This window comes from Paraclostridium dentum (assembly GCF_048568265.1).
GTDB lineage: Bacteria > Bacillota > Clostridia > Peptostreptococcales > Peptostreptococcaceae > Paraclostridium > Paraclostridium dentum.
Genome location: NZ_CP183813.1, coordinates 2,111,763 through 2,132,551, shown reverse-complemented (window position 1 = coordinate 2,132,551; position 20,789 = coordinate 2,111,763). Strand labels below are relative to the sequence as shown.

Genomic DNA, 20,789 nt, shown 5'->3' with positions numbered 1-20,789 from the left:
AAACTAGAGATAGAAGACATCGTAAATACTCAGAAGGAGAGACGTTATATGGAAGTAAACAAAAAAATAAAAGTTCTAATAATTGATGATTCTAGTATATTTCGTCGTGTCATAGCTAAGTATCTTCAAGAATTTTCAGAATTAGAGATTGTAGGAACAGCTAAAGACCCTTATGAAGCTAGAGATAAAATAATTGAACTAAGACCAGATGTATTGACATTAGACATTGAAATGCCAGGTATGAGTGGCATTGAGTTTTTGAAAATTTTAATGGAACAATGTCCAATACCCACTATTGTTATAAGTGGTGCAGATGATAGATGCTTTGAGGCAATAAATGCAGGAGCCGTTGGGTTTGTAGAAAAGCCAGACTCAAGAGGAATGAACAATTTTGCTAATGAATTAGCGAGTAAAATAAAAGAGGCATCTGTAGCTAAGTTAGTTAAAGATAATTATTCAAGAAATAATTTAAATAAACCTACTACTGTTGCAAATAAAAAAAGTGTAACAAAAAATATAAGAACTAAATCTAATACAGATATAATTGCTATTGGAGCTTCCATGGGAGGTGTAGAAGCTGTTGGAAAACTTTTAAAACAGTTACCAGCTGGATTACCAGGAATAGTAATAACTCAACATATGCCGCCTGTATTTACTCAAAGATACGCAGAGAGGCTAAACAAAGAGTGTATTATAAATGTATGTGAAGGTAAAGATGGACAAGAAATTTTAAGCGGACATGCATATATAGCTCCTGGAGCTTTACAAATGGGAGTTGAAAAAAGAAACAATAAATATGTATTAGAAATTAAAGAGGGTGAAAAAGTCACTGGACACTGCCCTTCAGTAGATTATTTATTTCAATCAGTAGCAAAAGCTTCTAAAAAAAATACTATAGGTATTATTTTAACGGGAATGGGATCCGATGGAGCTAAAGGGCTACTTGATATAAAAAATGCAGGTGGATATACATTAGGACAAAATAGGCATTCATGTGTTGTTTATGGAATGCCTATGGCAGCAAAAAATATTGGAGCAGTTTTGAAAGAAACTTCTTTAGATATGATACCAAATGCAATATTAAATCAATTAAAAAGATCAGAATCTACAATAAGAGATAAAGAGTAGATAGAAAGTGGGTATATATGAACTTTGAATGTGATAAATTAAATGTATTTCGAGAAATTAGTAATATAGGATCAGGAAATGCATCTACTTCATTAGGTATGATGTTAAATGAGATTGTAGATATAGGAATACCAAAGAGTGATTTAATCAGTTTTTCTGATATAACTAATAGTTATGATTCTCCAGAAGAGTTAGTTGTAGGAACTGTTTTACAATTATCAGGAGACATGGAAGGTTTTATACTAGTTATAATGAAACTCGATTCTGCTATTAATTTACTATCAAAAGTAACTGGAACTAACCTAGAATTTGATAAAGAAGACTATGATTTAGTACGTAAAGAATTAAGTTCAATAGGAGAAATTTGCAACATATTATGTGGGACATACTTAACAGCAATATCAGATATGACTAGTTTAAGCATTGATCCTTCTATTCCATATTTCAGTGTAGATATGGTCAGAGCAATTATGAATCTACCTATATCATTATATGGACCAGTTTCAGATTCAATACTATGTATAGAGACTGACTTCTTTACGACAGATAACAATATAGAAGGTAAATATTATTTTATTCCTAAAGTTGAGTCATGTGAAAAATTACTATCCTCACTAGGTTTTGCTTGTTAGGAGAACAGTTAATGAAAATTATAACAGTAGGAATAGCAGAATCTAACATTGTAAGAGCACCAGAAAAGATAATGACTGTTGGACTTGGGTCATGTTGTGGCGTAGTTTTGTATGATGAAATAAATAAAATTGCAGGATTAGTACATATTTTGCTTCCAGATTCAAAGGTTGATAAAAAAATGGATAACAAATCGAAGTATGCAGATAGTGGAATTTATTTATTATATGAACAAATGATAAAATCTGGAGCTAACCAAAGGCTTATAAGAGCTAAGTTAGCTGGTGGTGCACATATGTTTAATTTTAAAAACTCTAGTAGTAGTATTTTTACTATTGGAGAAAAAAATGTAAAATCATGCAAAGAGACGTTAGCTAAGTTGAATATTTCTATTGTTTCTGAAGATGTATTAGGTTCTTGTGGAAGGACTATTGTCTTTGATACTCTTACAAATAAGCTAACTATTAAGAGTGTTGGAAAACGCGAAAAAGTTATTTAAAAGGAGGGTGTATTATTTGTGAATGCAAATGATGAAATAATAGAAGGTAAAATTGATGATTTATACATGGTGTTTATTATAAACGGTCAAAAATATGCACTATCATCAAATTACATTATAGAAATTATTGAGGTATTACCAATAACAAAGGTTCCTTTTCTTCCTGAATATATGAAGGGTATTATAAATTTAAGAAGTAATATTATACCTGTTATGGATGCTAGGATGAGATTTGATATAGAACCTATAGACTATAATGAAAGAACGTGTATAATTATAATAGAGAATGGTATGGAAAAAATTGGACTGATTGTTGACGCAGTAAATGAAGTTATTACTATTTTACCTAATCAAATTATGAAAATGAACTCAAGTAAAGAAGACTACAAACAAAACTTTATAAAAGGTGTTAGTGAAATTAATGATGATGTTCAAATGATATTAGACTGCGATTCTTTAGTGAAAATTATAGAGGATGTTAACGATGGAACTAACTAATCAAGATTTTTTACGCCTAAAAAATTATATGTATAATAACTATGGAATAAACTTAGAAAACAAAAGAACATTAATAGAAACTAGATTATTATTAATGGTAAAAAAACTAGGATTTACGGATTTTAAAAGTTATATAGATAATTTAATGAAAGATAGCACAGGAGAACAAGCATCAACACTTGTAGAGAAGCTTACTACAAATTTTACATATTTTATGAGAGAAGAGCAACATTATGATTTTTTAAAAAATGAAATACTAATGCCTAGCTTAAAAAGACCTCATGCTGGTGGAATTAAAATTTGGTCAGCAGCATCATCTACAGGAGAAGAGCCTTATTGTATTGCGATGTTAGTATCATCTATACTTGGAAAAAGTTCAAAATTTAAAGTTAGTATAACTGCATCAGATATTTCTGATAATGTATTAAAACAAGCAAAGGCTGGAATTTATTCAGAAGATAAAATATCAAAATTGCCAGTTGTATGGAAAAAGAGTTTTTTTAAAAAAGTAAGTGAAAAAAACTATGTGATTGATGACAATGTAAAAGAGTTAATTGATTTTAAATACTTTAATTTAAATAATAGTTTAGGTTGGGAAAAATGCAAATACGATGTTATTTTTTGTAGAAATGTAATGATATATTTTGATACACCTACAAAGCAAAGATTAATAAAGAGATTGTATGACTCACTTAAGCCTGGAGGGTATTTGATTATAGGTATGTCAGAAAATTTATCTAACCTGCAAACCGATTTTCAAAGAGTTAAACCATCAGTGTATAGAAAAATATAAAATAAAAAAAGATAATAATTGACATAAATGGAGGAAGAAATTATGAAAAGAGTATTAATAGTTGATGATGCAGCATTTATGCGTATGTCTATACGTACGATGCTTCAAAATTATGATTTTGAAATAGTAGGAGAAGCAGAAAATGGAGTAATGGCCATTGAAAAATATCAAGAATTACAACCAGACATAGTAACATTAGATATAACTATGCCGGAAATGGATGGATTACAAGCATTAAGAGAAATTAAAAAAATTGATCCAGCAGCTTCTGTAGTAATGGTTTCGGCGTTAGGACAAGAAGCTAGAATGAAAGAAGCTATAATATATGGAGCAAAAGGATTTATAGTAAAGCCATTTAAAGAGGAAATCATAGTATCAGCTTTATCTAAGTTATAAAATTAAAGTATAAGAGGTTATTTTATATTATCCAAAGATTTATTTATAGTCTTAAAGTATGAAAAACTGTATATGACCTTTTAAATCAATGAAATTTATAGAGGAGATAAAGAATATTATGAGCCAAGGAATTGTTGTATATGACTTTAAAAAGCCACAAAGATATTCTACAGGAAATATGAGATTCTTATCTATAATAGAAGAAGAATTTTGCAAGAATATAAATTTATTTGTAGCTTATGAATTAAAAAGACCTAATATAGTGTGTAAATTAGAAAAAATAGAACAAACAAACTACGAAGAGTTTATGAATATGATTTCTAATGACTCAGTAATTATTGAACATTCAATACAGCCACTAATTCAAGGTCTTATATATCAAATTGATAAGAGTGTTGCGCTTACATTTGTAGATTTAATACTTGGAGGAGATGGAGTATTCAGTGATTACAATAGAGAGTTAACAGAAGTAGACCGAGAGTTAATATCTTATATAGGTAGTAAGTTTTTAACTAAAATGCATATATTTGAAGGTTGTGATCATAGGGATGTTTCTAATGTTTACACAAATGTAGGTTCTAGTAAAAAATATCCAGTTAGTGAGTCAGTATTAATCTCTCACATGAGAATGATGGATGGAAACAAAGAAGTAGGTAGAATGTCTTTCTGCAACCCATACAGTTGTATGGAACCTGTATTAGAGCAATTAGAACCCAAAAGACTTTTTAAAAGTAAAAATATTGAATATGACTTTGAATTCACAAATGCTATTTATAATAAAATTTGTGGAACAAGTGCAGAAATGATTGCAGTATTAGGTAGAACTGAAATAAGTGTAGAAGAGTTATTAGACTTAAAGCTTGGAGATGTTATAACTCTAGATACTAAAATAGATGGAGATATAGACCTTAATGTAGGAGGCGCAAGATCTTTTAAATGCAAACCAGGGCTTATTAAAAATAAGCGTGGTGTTATTATAACAGATAGTGTAAAAAAGGAAGTGTAATCATATGAGTGAAAATTTTGATAGAGTATTAGATATAGAACTTAAAGTAAGTGCAGTGCTTGGTAGAACGAAAATAGCATTAAAAGACATATTTGAGTTATCAAAAGGGTCTTTAATTGAGCTAGATACATTTGAAGGGCAAGAAGTTGAAATCAATGTAAATGGTAGAAAAATTGGTTATGGACAAGTTGTAATTGTAGATGAAAATTTCGGAGTTAGAATAACGCGCATATTAGGTGAAGAAGAGTTAGTAAAGACTATAGGATAATATAAAAGGCAGATAATAATTTATCTGCCTTTTTATTTTAGTTATTTTGTTGTGTATTATTGTCTGTGTTATTATTTTGGTTTTCAACTGGATTTGTATTTGCATTATTATTTAAATCTACATTTTCATTGGTGTTAACTTCATTAGTATTAGATTCATTAGATTGATCAGGGCTTTCATTTGGAGAACTTGTTTCAGTTGTATTATTGTTGTTACTATTTTCTGAGTTGTTAGAATCTCCATTGAATAATCCTGTAAACCAATGCCATACCTTACCAAAGAATCCTTCAACTTGCTCACTAGAAGGTAAATTTATAGCATCTTTGTTAGTAGCATCTATGTGTGCATTTTCACCAAGTAAACTATCATTTGTATTTTCTAATATACCTAGATTTTCATCTTTAGAACCTGTTAATCCAGCAAACCAATCTCCAATTCCAGTAAACCATCCTTTAACGGTATCTAATATACCTGAATTATTTACACTTTCGCCTAGATCTTTTAAATTTTCATTTACAGTATCTGATACGCTATTTAAAGCATCTTTCATTTTACCGTAGTCATAATCTTGCTTAGAAATTTTAAGCATTAAATCTTCTAATTGTTTTTGTTGTTCAGGTGATAATGTTACATTATAGTTATTAGTAATATTATTTATTGTATCTGCGATTTGAACTGTATCGCTAGTATTATTCTTAATAACTTGTGTTTTTACATCATTAACTATTCCTGTAGCTTTATCTTGACCTATATCTTGGCCTAAGTCCCCAGTTACAACTAGTTCTTCTGTAGCTATTTCCTTCTTGTTTTCATCTAGAGGCTTGCCAGTAGCATCCTCATAGGCCTTCATTACACCAGTAAGGGCTCCTGTTCCACTTACAGGGAAATTAGCAGCTATTACACAGTTAGCATCAGTTATACCTAAACTAGCAAGTGTACTAGCTATCATAGCTGAAGTAACCCATGTAATATTTGCTGTTTTTACGTTTATTCCACTTCCTGCCTTAGTAGGTTCAACATAAGCACAAGAATAAGTTTTAGTTCCTATTTGAGCTTCAGGTGCTATACCTTGTAAATACTTTCTTTCTTCTTGGTTATTTACTTCAAGTATAACTGCATCATTTTGATTTACACCGAAGTATTTTAGCATAGTTTGCTTTTGCTCAGAACTTAAGTTAGCTCCTAAAGTAACAACTCTTGAAGAATCTGCGAATACTAAACTAAAACTTCCTAATATAACAGTACAACATATAATAATTGACGTAACTCTCTTTTTTAGACTCATAATTAATCTCCTTTAAAATAATTTAAACAGATACTAATATAATAAAGCATTTTGTAAATTTTGACGATTACAAAATTATAACATTTTTAGAGTTCTTACTCAAATAGTATATATGCATTTGATATAAATTTGATTAATAAAATAAAAAAAGATATGGATTTTATCCATATCTTTTTTATTTATATTATTTACCTATAAACATTTGTGTCCAGTATAAAGAAGAACCTTTTGCAGCTATACCAACACCTAGTTCAGTGAAATCTGGGTTAAGTATATTCTTTCTATGACCGTCCGAATTCATCCAAGCATTCATAACCTCTTGTGGAGTTTCTTGTCCCATAGCTATATTTTCTCCAGCTGAAGTATAGCTTATACCGAATTTTTTCATCATGTCAAATGGAGAACCATAAGTTGGTGATGTATGGTCAAAGTAGTTTTTATCAATCATATCTTGTGATTTTAAAGTAGCTACATTTGATAATTCTGAGTTAAACTTAAGAGCTTGAAGCCCTCTGCTTGTTCTTTCCTTATTAACTAAATCTAATACTTCTTTTTGGAAACTTGCAAAGTTACCAGATGGATTAGAAGGTTGTTCAGGTTTTACTTCAGGTTTAGATTCCTGATTAGAACCAGTATTTCCTTCTGGTTTAGAATCAGGCTTAGATCCAGTATTATTATCTACATTAGGAGTAGATGGTTTACTTGCATTAGAACCTGTATTACCTTCTGGCTTAGAATCAGGCTTAGATTCAGTATTGTTATCTACATTAGGAGTAGATGGTTTAGCTTGTGAAGTAGGACACTTCCCTTTATTATTTAAAATATCTTGTATTAAATAGTGTAAAGGCTTTATAGGTGTTGCACAGTCTTTACCATTTACGTTAACAGATAAGTATTCCTCATAACTTTTATTGTCGCAAAGAACTTTCTTGCATACAGTTTCATTTGATGCAGCATTGATAGGTAGTGTAGAACAAACTCCTATTATAGATACTACACCTAATGATAATAATGTTTTTACTTTGATATTCATAATTAAGTCACCTCTTTAATGTTATAGTTTTATAAATGAATTGTTTGAAAATGTTACCGAATTGTAACCTACAAGATGCGCTACCCCCAGCGCCTATATCTTGGATGTAACTATAGTATCATAAAGCCTAGCATTTATGCATTGTTAAGTTATGTCAATATTATATATAAATTACAATAATGTAAAAATTAGAGTATATATACAAAAATAGAGTAAAAACTATATTGATGGGTATAAAAGCATTAAACCTTTAAATTTAAATATAAATAGCAAAAAATTTAGTTAAATTATTAAAAAAATGGTATACTATTAAAAGGTAAAATTACCAAAAGATGAAAGGAGATTTACTATGTCAAAAGAATTAGTAAAAGATAGAGTTATAAAATACTTAATGGAAGATTTATTTGTTCCACAAGAGATGATAGATACAGATGTAGCATTATCAGAATTTGAAGAAGGAGCAGAAGGTGTAATAGATATAATGGTAAACGTAAAAGATAATGAAGATTTTTACGCTCCTGTTATGATTATAAAATGTTTAGATGAAGAAACACCTTTACAAGGGGAAGCAGCTCAAGAAGCGGTAGATTTCTTAGAAGATGTAGATAATATAACTTTAGCAGGAAGAGCTGTTTTAACTAATGGAAATGAAATGATGTATGCAAATTGGACTGGTGAAGAATATGATACAGAAGAATCACTTCCAGAGTATGATGTAATGGTAAAAGAATTCTTCGAAATGGAAGAATTAGTAAAAGAGCATGAAGCATCTCATGATTGTGGATGTGGAGAAGATCATGATCATAAAGATCATGAATGTTGCGGTGGACACAGCCATGATGAAGATCATGAATGCTGTGGTGGAAGTTGCGGATGTAACCACGACAATAAATAATAAAATATGCTTAAATTTGCGATGATATGAGGGTTTAGCTTGACTAAACCCTTTTATTAATGGTATTATAAATCTGTTATAATCTCATTAATATTTTACCGTAATATAGGGGCAAGATTATTATTGGACTTATTAATAGGGATTTGACTTTGTCGTTCGAGGGTAAAAGACTGCACATTGTGCAGTCTTTTGTTCTTTATAGTAATATTGTAGTTAATAAAATATTATTTTAAAAAAATATAAAAAAAATCAAGGAATTTGATATGTAAGTGTAGAATAATAGATATAGGAATTTGTTGACAACTAAAAAGTATTTTTTAAGAAAAGTTTACATACTATTAACATGAGGATGAAACTACAGACACTTTTTAAATTTGATTAACAAATTATTAGAGATAGAAGGGGTAGATTATGGGGGCTAAAAGAGAACATACTTATGAAAATTACATTTACAGTGATTCATCAAATTCATCAAATGCTATGAAAATGTACTTAAAAGAAATTGAAGAGTACAAAATGTTGTCTGCGGTAGAGGAAGTTGAATTAGCTAAAAAAATAGATGAGTCATTTATAGGAGCTAAGGAAGAATTTATCAATGCAAATTACAGATTAGTTGTTAGTATTGCTAAAAAATATAGAAAAGAAAATATCGATATGCTTGATTTAATTCAAGCAGGAAATATAGGACTTATAAAAGCTGTAGAAAAGTATGATTATAAAAAAGGATATAAATTTAGTACTTATGCTACATGGTGGATAAAACAAAGTATAACTAGATACATAGATGATTGTGAGAATACTATTAGAATACCTGTTCATCTTCATCAAAGAATTAACTTTGTGAAAAGAAAAAAACAGGAATTATCACTAGAGCTACAAAGAGAACCTAAAATAGAAGAGTTAGCCGTAGCATGTGAGATAGAAGTAGAGAAAATAATAGATTTACTTAAAAGAGATAAAAACATAGTTTCATTGGATACACCTATAAAAGAAGATGAAGATAGTAGTTTAGTTGAGTTTATACCTTCAGATGCATATTTTGGAGATGTAGTTATGCATGAAGTAGAACAACATAATCTAAGAGAGAAAATCGAAGAACTACTAACTGGACTAAGCGAACAGGAACAAAGAGTACTTAGAATGAGATTTGGATTAGATGATGATATACCTAAGACATTAGAGGAAATAGGAAAGGTATTTGGAGTTACTAGAGAAAGAATAAGACAAATAGAAGCTAAGGCTATAAGAAAGTTAAGACATCCAAGTAGATTAAAGCAATTAAAGCATTTTTATTAAAATATATCTATTTATTTAAAAAGCTATGTAAACGTTATTTAAATGTTTGCATAGCTTTTTTATGCTTAATTAAATTAGTTTTAGAAAGTAAGTCATATTAATAGGATATATATTAATATAATGTAAAGTATATAAAAAACTTATTTCAAGGATTGATGCTATGTACTATTCAAATAGAGAAAAAGTTTATATGGAAATTCATTCGGATATTCAAATTATTAAAGATAATCTAAAAAATATGAAGATACAATCTTTTTTAGAGTCAAGTAAAACGTATAAGCTTATAGCTGAAATTGAAAAAGAAATAAATACAATTTCTAAAAGTATAATTGAACTTAAAGAACCATTTTTATTATTTGTTATGGGTCCTGGAAAATATGGCAAATCAACTCTAATAAACTCCTTGATAAAAGATAATAAATTAAAGACAAAAGATATTCCGAATACCTGGAGATTAGATATATTAACATCATCTAATTATAAAAAAATGGATATTGTCAGTGGATATGAAACAAAATCCTATAATTATAATGAAGGACTATCAATTTTAGAAGCAGAAGAAGAAAAAGTTAAGAACTCAAAAAAAGTTATAAAAGACAAATTTGAAAAAATAAAAAAGCATAATGATTTAAGTATTTATGATTTAAAGGAGTGTAAAAAGTCTTTAGAAGAAAAGTATTTATATAAATATGATATTGTAGAGGTAAAACATTATATAAACAAAAGCGGAGTTTTAAATGATTTTATTATAGTAGATACTCCTGGTTTAAATCAAAACTTACTAAAAAATACCAAAGAACGAATGGTTGATTATTATAAAAGAGCAGATGGTATAATCTGGGTTTTAGATGCAAAGAATATAGTTTCAAAATCAAGTAATGATATGATAGTTGAGTTGAATGAAAATTATATATTAAGCGATGATTATAATAATATAATTTGTGCAGTGAACAAAGTCGATGAGATAAGAAATAAAGGCAATGATTTATCAAAAGTTAAGGAAGAGGTCAAAAATTTATATAAAAACTATTTTGTAGATATAGTTTTTGTATCTTCAAAAGAAGCAATTGATGGATATATAAGCAATGATAAGAAACTTACCAATTTAAGCAATATAGAAGAACTAAGAAATAGTATAGATAGCAATTTTAAAATAAATTCAGAAAAAATGCAAATTAAGTCAAAGTATATGCATTTAAAAATTAGTGGAGAATATTTAAAAAAACTAATCAATACTTATAAAAGAGATTTATATGAGGATTTATACAAATTTGACGAGGTAAAAAGAAGTATAAACTATGAAATTGAAAAGTTAAAATCATATTTTGAAAAGAAAATAAACATATGTACAAATATTGAAAATTTAAAAACTAATGGTGTGTACACTCAATTAAAAGATTTAGAAAACTTACTAGAAATAGAACTTAATAATATGTATTTAAGTTTAAATAAGAAAATTTTATGTTGTGATGAAACAGATGACTTAAACCATATTAATGTAAATATAAGCAAGTCAAAAGAAATATTAAATATTGAATATTTAATAAAAGAAGAAAACAATCAATATAAAGAAATAGCTTTTCTAAGTAAACTTAAAAAAATAAAAAATTATGAAACAAATGTGTACTTAATTATAGATGAAAGGAATAAATTAAGGTCAAATTTATTAAATTATTTAGATAACCAATTAAACAGTATAGAAAAGGATATAATTAACAAATCCACCAAAGCATTTAGAATAAAATATACAGATTATATGATAATAAAAAAACATTTAAGGCAAGTTAATGATATCGATAATATTTTAAAAAAATGGGGGGATTATGTTGGGTAACTTAAATAATTATATTGAAGAAGCTAGATGTACTTTTATAGAATCTCCAGTTAGAAATTATTTAATGAAAGAAAAAAATGTACCTTTTAAAAAGATTATTAAACATAACCTAGAAGAAGTAATGAATAATTTTGATATTTTGTTAGAGAAACCATATAGCCAATTAAAATTAGCGATTATGGGAGAAGTTAAATCAGGAAAATCTACATTAGTTAACGCTATTGTAGGAAGAGAGGTATCTGAGGTAGATGTATTAGAAGCTACATCATCGATTATAAATATTTTTTACAATGAAGAAGAAACTTATGATATAGACCAAAACTGCATAAATATAGGTATAAATTCAGATGTATTAAAGGATATTAGCATAGTGGATACACCTGGATTAAAAAGTATTACATCAGAAAATGAAAATAAATCTATAAAATATATACAAAATGCCGATATAATATTATATGTTTTTGATTCAACTCACATAGGGCAAGAAGATATAAAAGATGCTGTAGAATCAATTGCATCTTATGGGAAACCTATAGTTGGAGTGTTAAACAAAGGAGATTTGCTGCATGATAATCATCAAGAAGTTTTAGATTATATAGAAGATGAGTATGATCTATATATAGATAAATTTTTTATAATATCATCTCATCTAGAATATCAAAATAATATAATAAAAAATGCCGTAGCGAAAGAACATGATTTAGTATCAGAATACTCGGATGAATTAAAAAGAAACTTTGTATCATTAATAGAATTTTTAAAAAGTATTAGAACTAGTAATGATGAAATAAAACTTCAAAGTGTAAACTCATCTATAGAAGCCTTAAAACACAAAGAAAAGGTATATCATTATGAATACTTAAAGTCATTAGAAATGCTATCACAAGAATTATCAAATCATAAAAATTTATTAAATGGAAAGTTTGATTATATACAAGCTAAAATGGAGTTTGAGATAAATGAGTGGTTGGATAAAAGCTTTTTAGAAGATGAAATACATCGAATAAATAAAAATACGGATATAGCTAGAGAATATATGAATGATAGCTATATAAATAATGTCATAAATAATGAAAAGGTAAAATTGGATGAATTATTTTTTAAAGAGTGGAATGAATGTATAAAAGAAGTTAATAGCATTACTAATAATAAAATAAAAGAGTTTATAAAAGATATAAACTATAGAGATTACAATATAGACTTACCTAAGGTTAAATTAAATGAAGAAGAAATAGATATGAACGAAATGCTAGCAACTATTGGAACAGGAGCTTTACTTGGAGCTACATCTGGTAGTGCACTAGCTGTATATGCAGCTGCTTTATCTGCGTCTGCTCCAAGCGTAACAATAGGGGCAGCGATGCTTACTTATTGTCCACCACTACTTTTAGCAGGTACGGTAACTGGAGGAATTGGAAAAATATTATATGATAAGTTAAAACAAGATCAGATGAATAAAGATATAATAGAAGATATAGAAAGCTTCAAAGATAATATAAAATTTGAGATAAGAAATATATTAATAGATATATACGAAAAAGCTAGCAAAGAAATTATAAAAATAGATCAAGGAATATTTGAAAATTCAAAAGATGTATGTATGAATGAATACGAAATAGAAGAGTTTCAAGCTGATTTGAAGGAATATATAGATAAACTTTAACAAAAAAAGCGTTAATTAAACTTAATTAACGCTTTTTTTAAGCTAACATCTATTATATATTTTATATAATGAAAATGCTATATTATCTGTAACTTTATTAAACCCTGTATCATATGCTAAAATATTGTTTCTTATGTAAAATGAATTAAAATCAAGTTTGTTTTTTATAGCTAAATTAGATATATAACTATACCTTATACAAACCATAGATAAAAAATATATTAAAAAAATCATAAAAGAAATTAAAAAAAATATAGACATATAGAAACCCCCCCACAAAGTTTATAAATATATGTTCCTATAATTAAATTGTACAACCTATAGTCTGAAATTTCAAAGAATTAATAAATACAATATGCGAGAAAAAATTATATAAATCCCTAAAATTCAAAACTATAATAACTAAATTATAATTATGATTATAAAATATGGGGTAAAAATATAATATTGATATATTTAGGATAGCTATGATATGATAGTAAATATAGTACTGTTTAAAACACAGTAGTTAGAAAGTTTAGTAAAAGAGGTGGAGAGGTTGGAGTTTAGGTCATTAGTTGAAGAGTTTATAATAAACTATGGATTAATTAGTATTTTTATTGTAGTAGCATTAGAATATGCAAACCTTCCTCTACCAAGTGAATTAGTTTTACCATTAGTAGGGATATTTGCATTTAAATATAATATGAATTTTACACAAGTAGTAACTATATCCATATTAGGCGGAATAACTGGGTGTATAGTCAATTATTATTTAGGATATAAATTTGGTAAGCCTTTAATTGAAATTATAATAGGAAAGTTTCCTAAGACTGAAAAATCTGTAATGTCGTCATATTCATGGATAAAAAAATACGATAAAATATCTGTAATGATTTCAAGAGTAGTTCCAGTAGCTAGAACATTTATTTCTATAGTAGCTGGGGTTATAAAAATGAATATAATAACTTTTATAATTTACTCAACTATAGGTATTGGAATATGGAACTTGGCTTTAATTTCAGCAGGATACTTGCTAGGACATAAAATACATATTATAACAACTATATTGAAACAGTACTCTTTAGTAGTATGCATAATAGCTGTTATATTTACGATAGTTTATATAATAAAAAGTAGAATAAAAAAAGCTCATAAAGACACTTAGTGTCTTTTTTTGATTAAAACTAAAGTAATTATGATTATAAAATACATACATATGATATTTAGTTGAGAATTAATTTTTATAAGTGAAAATTTATAATAAATGTGAAATTGGTGAAAGTTTAGACTATTTCTAAATTTTAAAAGTATAGTTATTTCTTCTACAAATTATGATATAATTCTACATAAAATTTAAAATGTAAAAAAATAGGAGAAATGGAAATGAGTAAACTTAAGAAAAAAATCACCATACCACATACATTTACTATAATATTTTTACTTATTGTAGTAATTGCTATTCTTACATGGATTATTCCAAGTGGGGAATTTCAAAGAATAAATGTAGATGGAAGAATGGTGGTAAAACCAGGAACATATAGACAGGTAGCACCAAATCCTCAGGGAATTCAAGATGTGTTCAAAGCTCCTATAGATGGATTTATTGATGCTGCTGAAGTAGTTGGGTTCGTACTTCTTGTAGGAGGTGCTTTTGGAATAGTTAATAAAACAGGAGCTATAGAATCAGGAATTAATCATACTGTTAAAAAACTCAACAAACTACAAGTATTAATAATACCGGTGTCTATGATTTTATTTGGGTTAGGGGGGTCTACTTTTGGTATGAATGAAGAAACCCTACCATTTTATATGATATTTATACCTTTAATGATGAACTTAGGATATGATTCGTTAACAGCCATAAGTACAGTTTTCATAGGTTCTGGAACAGGTGTAATAGCATCCACTATAAATCCATTTTCAGTTGGAATTGCGCAAGCTTTAGCCAATATAACACCTGGATCTGGAATAGGATATAGAAGCTTAATTTTTGTGGAATTGATGTCGCTTTCAATAAGCTTTGTTATGTTACATGCTCATAAAGTTAAAAGAGATCCTAAAAAGTCGATTGTATATGATTATGATCAAAAAAATAAAGGTGAATTTATTGTAGAGGATTCATCAATAAAGCAGTTTACAAAAAAAGAAGGTATTGTCCTAGCTATATTTATAGGTGGAATGTGCATGATGGTTTATGGGGTTTTAAATTTAGACTGGTACATACCTCAGATAGCTATGATATTTTGTATGATAGGAATTTTTTCAGGTATATTTGGAGGTCTTAAGCAAGATGAAATAGTTGATTCATTTTTAAATGGAGCTTCAGATTTAATATCTGCAGCACTTGCTATTGCATTAGCTCGTGGTATAGTCATAGTAGCTCAGAATGGACATATAATAGATACTTTATTAAATTATTCAGCTGATTTACTAAGTAGATTGCCTAAATTTATATTTATTAATTTATCTTTTGCGCTAGAATCTGTATTGGCATTTTTAATACCGTCGTCTTCAGGACTTGCATCACTTACAATACCTGTATTGTCTCCACTTTCAGATTTAGTTGGAGTATCTAGTCAGTTAATAATAACTGCATATCAATTTGGAACTGGTATTATTAATTTAATTACACCTACATCAGGAGTTTTAATGGGGGCACTAGCATTTGCTAAAATACCATGGTCTAAATGGTTAAGGTATATCGCTCCATTAATAGGAGGAATAATTGTAGTATGTATAGCATTTTTAACAATTGGGTTATACATAGGATTTTAATAAAAGTAGCAGCTTATCGATATGATTAAGCTGCTATTTTATTTAAGTGCATAATAAAATTAAATTATAAAAAATATAAATAAATGTTTATTCCTATTAACAAATGTTTATTAGTGTGGTAGAATTGACATAATAAATATAAAATAATGGGGGACTAAATAATGAACAGTATAGAACAAATATTACACTCTATGGATATGCAATATCATGAAAAAAGAGCTAATATGGCAAGATTAGCAGAAGATTCTTTAGCGCCTTTAAAAATAAGCGAAGAAACAAAGTCTTATTTAGATAGAAAAATATTATGTGATATGAATGAAGGTGCTAGACCATATAGACCTAGATACGTATTACCTGACTATGTAAAGTTTATAAAACAAGGTAGTGAGTACTTAGATATACAGCCACCAAAAGATTTATATGAGGCTGTTAATGCAATGTTAATACTTTATAAATATGTACCATCTATAACTGGGTATCCTGTTTATGTAGGGCAAATAGACGATGTATTAGAACCATTTATGGATACTGTAAGTGAAAAAGAAGCTTACAATCTAATAAAAATGCTACTTATAAACATAGATAGAACGTTACCTGATGCATTTGTTCATATGAATATAGGACCAAAAGATAGTAGAGTGGGAAGACTAGTCATACAAATAGAAAGAGAACTTAGAAAAGCTATACCTAATGTTACTTTAAAGTGTAGTGAAGAAACTCCAGATGATCTTATAAAGTATGGTATAGAATCAGCTCTTGAAAATATAAAACCATATTTTGTAAATCATAAATTAATGACTAATGATTTAGGGGAAGATTATGGTGTAGTTAGTTGTTATAACTCACTTAGAATAGGTGGTGGAGCACATACACTAACTAGATTAAATTTAAAAGCATTAGCAGAAGAAAGTAAAGATTATGAAGATTTTATGAATGTACAACTTCCAAAGGCAGTAAAATCACTATCAGAACTTACAAATGCTAGAATTAAATATTTAGTTGAAGACGTTAAGTTCTTTGAAAGTTCATTCTTAGCAAAAGAGGGGTTAATAGATTTAAATAAATTTACATCTATGCTAGCTATATATGGAACTTTTGAATGTGTTGAAATATTTACAGGAAAACAAATGGGTCATGATGAAAGAGCCAATGATGTGGCAGAAGAAATATGCAAACGATTTGCTGAGTTAGTTAGAAATGAAGATGCGCTATATTGTGGAGGAACAAAAGGTAAGCATGGAGTCCATGCACAAGGGGGATTAGAATCGGATACAGATACAACTCCAGCAATTAGAATTAAATATGGGTGTGAGCCTGATATATTTGATCACATTAATTTATCAGGAAAACTTCACAAGTATTTTGATACAGGGTGTAGTGATATATATTTATTTGACGAAACTGCAAAAAATAATATAGATGGAATGCTTAGAGTTGTAAAAGGAGCTCTTGAAAATGGAATAAGAGTATTATCTATAAACAGTGATTCTTCAGAATTCGTAAGAATAACTGGATACTTAGTTAAAAAGACTGATATAAATAAATTTAATGAAGGCAAAAATTTAAGAGAAGACTCAGTTGTTTTAGGTGCATTAAGTATGAAAAATGGAATTGAAGAAAGAAAGGTAAGAACTGTTTAATGAAAGCTCCTGTTAATAAAATTATAAATATGAGTTTTATAGATGGCCCTGGATGTAGGATAAGTATATTTTTGCAAGGCTGCAATATGGAGTGTATATATTGTCATAATCCAGAAACCCAAAATATTTGCTTTTCATGCAAAGAGTGTATAGATGTATGCAAGGCGGGGGCACTTACATTTGAAGGAAAAATAAAATATGATAAAAATAAATGCATAAATTGTGATGAATGTATAGGTGTGTGTAAGAAATTTGCTTCACCTAAAATTACTTATTACGATACAACTGAACTATTTAACTATATCAATAAATATAAAAACCTTATAGATGGTATTACGTTTTCTGGAGGGGAGTGTACTATTTATAGTGACTTTATAGTAGAATTTGCTGATACTATTCATGAAAAAACAAATCTAAATGTTTTTGTTGATACAAATGGAAATGTAAAAGAAAAAGATATCGATAAGCTTATAGAACATGTAGATGGATTTATGTTTGACTTAAAGGCGTTTAAAGGGGATACTCATATCAAGGTTACAGGAATAGAAAGTAATATAGTTTTTAATAATATAAATAAATGTGCTAAGACTGAAAAACTATATGAAATAAGAACTGTATTAATCGAAAATATAAATGATGATTGGGATACATTTATAGATGAGGTTGAATATATAAAAAATTTAAATGGATATACTAAATTTAAATTAATACCGTTTAGGAAATATGGAGTAAAAGGAGAACTTTCTAATTTTAGAGATTATCCGAAAGAAAAATACATGAAATACCATGAAAAAGCGAAAGAAGTATTAAAAGAGAGAATGATAAACCCTATTATTTAATATAATGAATATATATGTAAACCTAGGTAACAAATTGTTATCTAGGTTTTTTTTATGCAATAAAATAGAGTACGAAAGCTTGGAATTAGCGAAGGATATACATTTATAAAAATAGAAAACTAATTACATGAATAAATGTATGGGGGGATAATATGAAAGAAAAAGTTATAGAAAAAACTATTGAATGGGCAAAGGTTATAACGTTAGCTATATGTATGGGGCTTATAGTTACATATTTTATTGTACCTACAGTTGTAAGTGGAGAATCGATGTACCCAACTTTAAATACTAAGGATTACTTGATAATAAATAAGCTAGCATATAAAACTGGAAATCCAAATAGAGGAGACATAGTAGTATTTAAAACTGATTTGAAAAGTAGCGATGGAGAGAAAAAAAGTTTAGTTAAAAGAATTATAGGACTTCCAAATGATCATTTAGTAATCAAAAGTGGGCAAGTCTATATAAATGATAAACTAATAGATGAACCTTATCTAGACGATACTTACACAGCTGGAGATATAGATATAAAAATACCAAGTGATAGTTATTTTGCTATGGGTGATAATAGATTAGTAAGTAAAGATAGTAGGGATTCAGACGTTGGAGTTGTGAATAAAAATGAAATAGTTGGGGAAGTAAGTATGAGGTTATTTCCATTTAAAGAAGTTGGGACTATTGGATAATTTGTAATATTAAAGTGCGTACCATAATACATATGTATTATAGTACGCATATTTTATTTGTAAATAAAATAATAAGAAATGCTTAATAAAAAAGTCTGAAATAGAAGAAACACTAATAAAAATAGTAAAAAATGTTAAAAAGGCTTTAGAAATTAAACAAAACAATATATAATGTAATTGAGGTAAAATTTTAAATTGGGTATATATTTATAAAAATTAGGAGTGTGAGGATATAGTGAATCAGTTAAAAATAACTGAAACAGCATTAAGGGATGGGCATCAGTCTTTAATTGCTACAAGGTTAACCACAGAAGAAATACTACCTATATTAGAAACTATGGACAAGGTAGGATATCACTCTATGGAAGTTTGGGGTGGAGCGACGTTTGATGCATGCATACGTTTTCTAAACGAAGACCCATGGGAAAGATTAAGGGAAATAAGAAAAAGAGTAAAAAATACTAAACTACAAATGCTTTTAAGAGGACAAAATCTTCTTGGATATAGAAACTATGCAGATGACCTAGTTGATAAATTTATTAAACTTTCACTGGAAAACGGTATCGATATAATAAGAGTATTTGATGCGTTAAATGATGTTAGAAATATCGAAGCATCTGTGAAAGCTATCAAAAAATATGGGGGGCATTGCCAGTGTGCAATTTCTTACACTACAAGTGATGTTCATACAACAGAGTATTACTTAGGTCTTTTAAAGGACATGGAATCTATGGGGGCAGATTCTATATGTATAAAAGATATGGCTGGAGTTTTAACTCCGTATAACGCTTATGAGCTAGTCAAAAAGATGAAATCTATAAGTAACCTGCCAATAGAATTACATACGCATTGTACTAGTGGGATAGCGGATATGATATATATGAAAGCTGTTGAGGCTGGAGTAGATATAATAGATACCGCAATATCTCCATTTTCGGGAGGAACATCTCAACCTCCAACAGAATCCTTAGCTGTAACATTTAGTGAAATGGAAAGAAATCCAGGATTAAATATGGAAGCTTTACTAGAAGTTGCAGAATACTTTAAACCTATAAGAGATAAATATATGGAACAAGGTACTTTAAATCCAAAAGTGTTATTGACAGAGCCTCAAACTTTAAATTATAAGGTTCCAGGCGGAATGCTTTCTAATTTACTTTCTCAGTTAAAGCAACAAAATGCAACTGAAAAATACGAAGATGTATTAAAAGAAGTTCCAAGAGTTAGAGCAGATCTTGGATACCCTCCATTAGTTACACCTATGAGTCAAATGGTAGGAACTCAAGCTTTATTCAATGTATTAACTGGAGAGCGATATAAACTAGTTCCAAAAGAAATAAAAGATTATGTAAAAGGACAATATGGAAAAGCTCCAGCACCTATAGATAAAGATATTAAGAAAAAAATAATAGGTGAAGAAGAAGTTATAACTATAAGACCGGCAGATCTTTTAGAACCAGAATTTGAAAAGATAAAGTCTGAAGCTGGAAAATTAGCTAAGTGTGATGAAGATGTATTAACATATGCATTATTCCCACAAGTAGCACCGAACTTCTTAGAAAATAAATACAATCCAAAAAAAGAAGAAGAGTTAAGTGAAGAAAATAAAATTCACTATATAACAGTAACTATGTAGAAAATGG

The 20,789-nt window shown here is 28.3% G+C and carries 21 protein-coding genes; 18 read left to right on the top strand and 3 right to left on the bottom strand.

Annotated features, from left to right (window positions below):
• Positions 1–48: 48 nt before the first annotated feature.
• From ACN6I1_RS09750 to fliN, 8 genes are all read left to right on the top strand, one after another.
• Positions 49–1,128 carry a protein-glutamate methylesterase/protein-glutamine glutaminase gene (locus ACN6I1_RS09750; RefSeq protein ID WP_419741783.1) on the top strand — a complete coding sequence of 360 codons (1,080 nt, stop codon included), beginning with the start codon at positions 49–51 and terminating at the stop codon, positions 1,126–1,128.
• Positions 1,129–1,145: 17 nt separating this feature from the next.
• Complete coding sequence (locus tag ACN6I1_RS09745; protein ID WP_021429539.1) at positions 1,146–1,760, top strand: chemotaxis protein CheC; 615 nt, start codon at positions 1,146–1,148, stop codon at positions 1,758–1,760.
• Positions 1,761–1,771: 11 nt separating this feature from the next.
• Positions 1,772–2,257: a chemotaxis protein CheD gene (locus ACN6I1_RS09740; protein WP_021429432.1), complete on the top strand. Its 486-nt coding sequence runs from the start codon at positions 1,772–1,774 to the stop codon at positions 2,255–2,257.
• An 18-nt stretch (positions 2,258–2,275) separates the two neighbouring features.
• The gene (locus ACN6I1_RS09735; RefSeq protein WP_021429450.1) at positions 2,276–2,755 is read left to right on the top strand and encodes a chemotaxis protein CheW; all 480 of its coding nucleotides are present in this window, start codon (positions 2,276–2,278) and stop codon (positions 2,753–2,755) included.
• Entirely contained in the window at positions 2,742–3,548 is an 807-nt protein-coding gene (locus ACN6I1_RS09730) for a CheR family methyltransferase (RefSeq protein ID WP_053831535.1), read from the top strand. The genes ACN6I1_RS09735 and ACN6I1_RS09730 overlap by 14 nt, the downstream gene beginning before the upstream one ends.
• Before the next feature lie 42 nt (positions 3,549–3,590).
• Positions 3,591–3,944 carry a response regulator gene (locus ACN6I1_RS09725; protein ID WP_021429429.1) on the top strand — a complete coding sequence of 118 codons (354 nt, stop codon included), beginning with the start codon at positions 3,591–3,593 and terminating at the stop codon, positions 3,942–3,944.
• 118 nt (positions 3,945–4,062) lie between these two features.
• Positions 4,063–4,950, top strand: a complete 888-nt coding sequence (locus tag ACN6I1_RS09720) for a flagellar motor switch protein FliM (protein ID WP_220797745.1) — start codon at positions 4,063–4,065, stop codon at positions 4,948–4,950.
• A 4-nt stretch (positions 4,951–4,954) separates the two neighbouring features.
• A complete protein-coding gene (gene fliN, locus ACN6I1_RS09715; protein WP_021429427.1) occupies positions 4,955–5,218 on the top strand; it encodes a flagellar motor switch protein FliN in 264 nt (87 codons plus the stop codon).
• Between the two features lie 37 nt (positions 5,219–5,255).
• Here fliN and ACN6I1_RS09710 read toward each other — a convergent pair whose 3' ends face one another.
• Both ACN6I1_RS09710 and ACN6I1_RS09705 read right to left on the bottom strand, forming a co-directional pair.
• Positions 5,256–6,503: a DUF1002 domain-containing protein gene (locus ACN6I1_RS09710; RefSeq protein ID WP_419741782.1), complete on the bottom strand. Its 1,248-nt coding sequence runs from the start codon at positions 6,501–6,503 to the stop codon at positions 5,256–5,258.
• 184 nt (positions 6,504–6,687) lie between these two features.
• A complete protein-coding gene (locus tag ACN6I1_RS09705) occupies positions 6,688–7,536 on the bottom strand; it encodes a CAP domain-containing protein (RefSeq protein WP_195945711.1) in 849 nt (282 codons plus the stop codon).
• 349 nt (positions 7,537–7,885) lie between these two features.
• Here ACN6I1_RS09705 and ACN6I1_RS09700 point away from each other — a divergent pair, with 349 nt between their 5' ends.
• The 4 genes from ACN6I1_RS09700 (at position 7,886) to ACN6I1_RS09685 (ending at position 13,224) form a co-directional block, all read left to right on the top strand.
• The gene (locus tag ACN6I1_RS09700; protein ID WP_419741781.1) at positions 7,886–8,431 is read left to right on the top strand and encodes a type I restriction enzyme HsdR N-terminal domain-containing protein; all 546 of its coding nucleotides are present in this window, start codon (positions 7,886–7,888) and stop codon (positions 8,429–8,431) included.
• A gap of 411 nt (positions 8,432–8,842) precedes the next feature.
• Positions 8,843–9,727 carry a sigma-70 family RNA polymerase sigma factor gene (locus ACN6I1_RS09695; protein WP_021429490.1) on the top strand — a complete coding sequence of 295 codons (885 nt, stop codon included), beginning with the start codon at positions 8,843–8,845 and terminating at the stop codon, positions 9,725–9,727.
• Positions 9,728–9,887: 160 nt separating this feature from the next.
• Positions 9,888–11,561 carry a dynamin family protein gene (locus tag ACN6I1_RS09690; RefSeq protein ID WP_419741780.1) on the top strand — a complete coding sequence of 558 codons (1,674 nt, stop codon included), beginning with the start codon at positions 9,888–9,890 and terminating at the stop codon, positions 11,559–11,561.
• Positions 11,554–13,224 carry a dynamin family protein gene (locus tag ACN6I1_RS09685; protein ID WP_419741779.1) on the top strand — a complete coding sequence of 557 codons (1,671 nt, stop codon included), beginning with the start codon at positions 11,554–11,556 and terminating at the stop codon, positions 13,222–13,224. Before ACN6I1_RS09690 ends, ACN6I1_RS09685 begins: the two co-directional genes overlap by 8 nt.
• Positions 13,225–13,266: 42 nt before the next feature.
• Here ACN6I1_RS09685 and ACN6I1_RS09680 read toward each other — a convergent pair whose 3' ends face one another.
• Positions 13,267–13,485 carry a hypothetical protein gene (locus ACN6I1_RS09680; RefSeq protein WP_419741778.1) on the bottom strand — a complete coding sequence of 73 codons (219 nt, stop codon included), beginning with the start codon at positions 13,483–13,485 and terminating at the stop codon, positions 13,267–13,269.
• 277 nt (positions 13,486–13,762) lie between these two features.
• On the opposite strand from ACN6I1_RS09680, the gene ACN6I1_RS09675 reads away from it, so the two are divergent.
• The 6 genes from ACN6I1_RS09675 to ACN6I1_RS09650 all read left to right on the top strand — a co-directional run bounded on the left by ACN6I1_RS09675 (position 13,763) and on the right by ACN6I1_RS09650 (position 20,782).
• The gene (locus ACN6I1_RS09675; protein ID WP_419741777.1) at positions 13,763–14,371 is read left to right on the top strand and encodes a DedA family protein; all 609 of its coding nucleotides are present in this window, start codon (positions 13,763–13,765) and stop codon (positions 14,369–14,371) included.
• A 218-nt stretch (positions 14,372–14,589) separates the two neighbouring features.
• Positions 14,590–15,981: a YfcC family protein gene (locus ACN6I1_RS09670; protein WP_419741776.1), complete on the top strand. Its 1,392-nt coding sequence runs from the start codon at positions 14,590–14,592 to the stop codon at positions 15,979–15,981.
• A gap of 161 nt (positions 15,982–16,142) precedes the next feature.
• Entirely contained in the window at positions 16,143–17,621 is a 1,479-nt protein-coding gene (locus ACN6I1_RS09665) for a YjjI family glycine radical enzyme (protein ID WP_419741775.1), read from the top strand.
• Positions 17,621–18,460 (top strand): YjjW family glycine radical enzyme activase, encoded by an 840-nt coding sequence (locus tag ACN6I1_RS09660; RefSeq protein ID WP_419741774.1) that lies wholly within the window; start codon positions 17,621–17,623, stop codon positions 18,458–18,460. The genes ACN6I1_RS09665 and ACN6I1_RS09660 overlap by 1 nt, the downstream gene beginning before the upstream one ends.
• A gap of 152 nt (positions 18,461–18,612) precedes the next feature.
• Positions 18,613–19,146 (top strand): signal peptidase I, encoded by a 534-nt coding sequence (gene lepB / locus ACN6I1_RS09655; protein WP_419741773.1) that lies wholly within the window; start codon positions 18,613–18,615, stop codon positions 19,144–19,146.
• Positions 19,147–19,381: 235 nt separating this feature from the next.
• Positions 19,382–20,782, top strand: a complete 1,401-nt coding sequence (locus ACN6I1_RS09650) for an oxaloacetate decarboxylase subunit alpha (RefSeq protein ID WP_021429473.1) — start codon at positions 19,382–19,384, stop codon at positions 20,780–20,782.
• Positions 20,783–20,789: the final 7 nt, after the last annotated feature.

Bases quoted from the DNA above. Each gene is read 5' to 3' on its own strand.
- ACN6I1_RS09750 (WP_419741783.1), top strand. From the start codon at position 49: ATGGAAGTAAACAAAAAAATAAAAGTTCTAATAATTGATGATTCTAGT.
- ACN6I1_RS09745 (WP_021429539.1), top strand. From the start codon at position 1,146: ATGAACTTTGAATGTGATAAATTAAATGTATTTCGAGAAATTAGTAAT.
- ACN6I1_RS09740 (WP_021429432.1), top strand. From the start codon at position 1,772: ATGAAAATTATAACAGTAGGAATAGCAGAATCTAACATTGTAAGAGCA.
- ACN6I1_RS09730 (WP_053831535.1), top strand. From the start codon at position 2,742: ATGGAACTAACTAATCAAGATTTTTTACGCCTAAAAAATTATATGTAT.
- ACN6I1_RS09725 (WP_021429429.1), top strand. From the start codon at position 3,591: ATGAAAAGAGTATTAATAGTTGATGATGCAGCATTTATGCGTATGTCT.
- ACN6I1_RS09720 (WP_220797745.1), top strand. From the start codon at position 4,063: ATGAGCCAAGGAATTGTTGTATATGACTTTAAAAAGCCACAAAGATAT.
- fliN (WP_021429427.1), top strand. From the start codon at position 4,955: ATGAGTGAAAATTTTGATAGAGTATTAGATATAGAACTTAAAGTAAGT.
- ACN6I1_RS09710 (WP_419741782.1), bottom strand. From the start codon at position 6,503: ATGAGTCTAAAAAAGAGAGTTACGTCAATTATTATATGTTGTACTGTT.
- ACN6I1_RS09705 (WP_195945711.1), bottom strand. From the start codon at position 7,536: ATGAATATCAAAGTAAAAACATTATTATCATTAGGTGTAGTATCTATA.
- ACN6I1_RS09700 (WP_419741781.1), top strand. From the start codon at position 7,886: ATGTCAAAAGAATTAGTAAAAGATAGAGTTATAAAATACTTAATGGAA.
- ACN6I1_RS09695 (WP_021429490.1), top strand. From the start codon at position 8,843: ATGGGGGCTAAAAGAGAACATACTTATGAAAATTACATTTACAGTGAT.
- ACN6I1_RS09690 (WP_419741780.1), top strand. From the start codon at position 9,888: ATGTACTATTCAAATAGAGAAAAAGTTTATATGGAAATTCATTCGGAT.
- ACN6I1_RS09680 (WP_419741778.1), bottom strand. From the start codon at position 13,485: ATGTCTATATTTTTTTTAATTTCTTTTATGATTTTTTTAATATATTTT.
- ACN6I1_RS09670 (WP_419741776.1), top strand. From the start codon at position 14,590: ATGAGTAAACTTAAGAAAAAAATCACCATACCACATACATTTACTATA.
- ACN6I1_RS09665 (WP_419741775.1), top strand. From the start codon at position 16,143: ATGAACAGTATAGAACAAATATTACACTCTATGGATATGCAATATCAT.
- ACN6I1_RS09660 (WP_419741774.1), top strand. From the start codon at position 17,621: ATGAAAGCTCCTGTTAATAAAATTATAAATATGAGTTTTATAGATGGC.
- lepB (WP_419741773.1), top strand. From the start codon at position 18,613: ATGAAAGAAAAAGTTATAGAAAAAACTATTGAATGGGCAAAGGTTATA.